2 protein-coding genes are annotated in these 1702 nt (G+C 72.1%); both read left to right on the top strand.

Annotated features, from left to right (window positions below; genetic code table 11):
* Nucleotides 1-665: FtsW/RodA/SpoVE family cell cycle protein (locus B2R83_RS01560; protein WP_292037926.1), on the top strand; the 665-nt coding region annotated here is incomplete at its 5' end.
* Nucleotides 635-1702: hypothetical protein (locus tag B2R83_RS01555; protein ID WP_292037925.1), on the top strand; the 1068-nt coding region annotated here is incomplete at its 3' end. The genes B2R83_RS01560 and B2R83_RS01555, both read left to right, overlap by 31 nt.

Here is a 1702-nt window from a genome sequence, read left to right as displayed (position 1 = left end):
AGGCCGCGCTCGCGGGCGGCCTGTGCTGCGCACTGCTGGGCGCTGCGCTGGCCCTGCAGTCGGTCGGCCCGGGCTTGAGCGGCGGCTTCTATGCCGAACGCTTCCAGGTCTGGGCCGATCCGGCCGCCCACCCGCACACCGGCCAGCAGATGCTGCTCGGCGCCCGCGCCGTCGCCGGCGGCGGCTGGCTCGGTGCGGATGGCCTGCTCGGCCTGGCGTCGCTCGGCCAGGCCGGCGGAGAAGCGCTGCGCATCCCGGCGGTACAGGACGACTTCGCGCCTTCCTTCCTGCTCAACCGCCACGGCCTGCTGGGCGGCCTGCTACTGTGGGCGCTGCAGGCCGCGCTGCTCGGCTGCCTGCTGCACGCGGCGGTCGCCGCGTGGCAGGGCGCCCTGGGGGCCGGCGACTTCCGCCGCGCTTGGCTCGGGCGTTTCCAGTGCTTCCTGCTGGCCGGCGGCGCGGCCTTCCTGGGCGGGCATTTCCTGCTGTCCTGGGGCACCAACCTGGCGCTGTTTCCCATCATGGGCCAGCCGATGAGCTTTCTCTCGAGAGGCGGCTCGCACCTGCTGTTTTTCATCTGCCCCCTGCTAGCCTTCGGCGTGGCGAGCGTTCAATCTTTCGAGGAGAATCCAACATGCCGGTCTACGTCCAACACGAAGTCCTAGCCAGGGTCGACGATGTCTTCAATGCCGAGGCGCTGTGGCAGGCCCCGGGCCTGGCGCTGTTCTCGCGCCGACCGCTGCTGCGCGACCTGCTGGAGCGCTCGCCGCGCGAACAGCGCGGGCGCGCCGCCACCCGCTGCTTCTCCCACGTCACGCTGATGCTGCCGCAGGACGAGGTCGACGACGACCGCCACCTGACCCGCGGCGCGCGCGTGCGCGACCTGGCGCAATCGCTGGCGGCCCTGCACCAGAAGGATTTCGGCGACCTGCTCGGGGGCGACGAGGTGCGCTACCACGTGGTCGGCAACGATGCCGTCGCCAACGGCGAGGTCAAGGTGAAGTTCGGCCACGCGGTCTACCTGCCGGCCCCGGGCGAACAGCTGCTGTACACGGTGACGGCCTCGCGCGACAGCGCCATCTGGCAGCCGGTGTGCGCGGTGTACCCGAACCAGCGCCTGACCGTGGTCGGCCAGGACGAGGCCAATGCCACCTTCGCGGTGCCCGGCTGGCCCTTCGGTGCGGAAGGTGGCATCCTCCTGATCAACGACGGCGCCGACAGCGAGATGGAAGTGCAGGTACGCCCCAAGGACACGCTCGACTGCCGCTTCGACGCGGCCGGCGGCTACTACGTCATCCGCAGGAAGGCAAATGGCGACGGCGCCGGCCAGCGCCTGCTCCTCAGAATCAGCCGGGCAGGCACGCCGGCACGGGCCAACCCGGCAAAGGCGCCGAGCGCCGTGCTAGCGCGCGCGCCCTCGGTATGGAAGCCGCGCGAGGCCAGCATTGCCGAGAGCGAGATGACCGCAATGCCGCTCGCCGCCCCGCCTGCCGCCGCCCCGCTCGCGCTGGAGAATGACGCTACCTACGCCCCGGTCGCGCGGCACCGCATCACGCTCGCCGCGCTGGCGCTGCCGCGCCTGAGCCGCTACCGCGACACCGGCGCCGCCGCGCTCGAGATCGGCCTGGGCAGCAGCCTCGCGCCCTGCGCGCCCGGCAAGGACAGCCTGATCCGCTTCCTGGTGGACGACGCCGACGACGTG

Source organism: Massilia sp. UBA6681, assembly GCF_002454935.1.
Lineage (GTDB): Bacteria > Pseudomonadota > Gammaproteobacteria > Burkholderiales > Burkholderiaceae_D > Telluria > Telluria varians.
The sequence above is the reverse complement of the archived record's forward strand: the minus strand, read 5'-3'. Positions and strand labels throughout refer to the sequence as shown.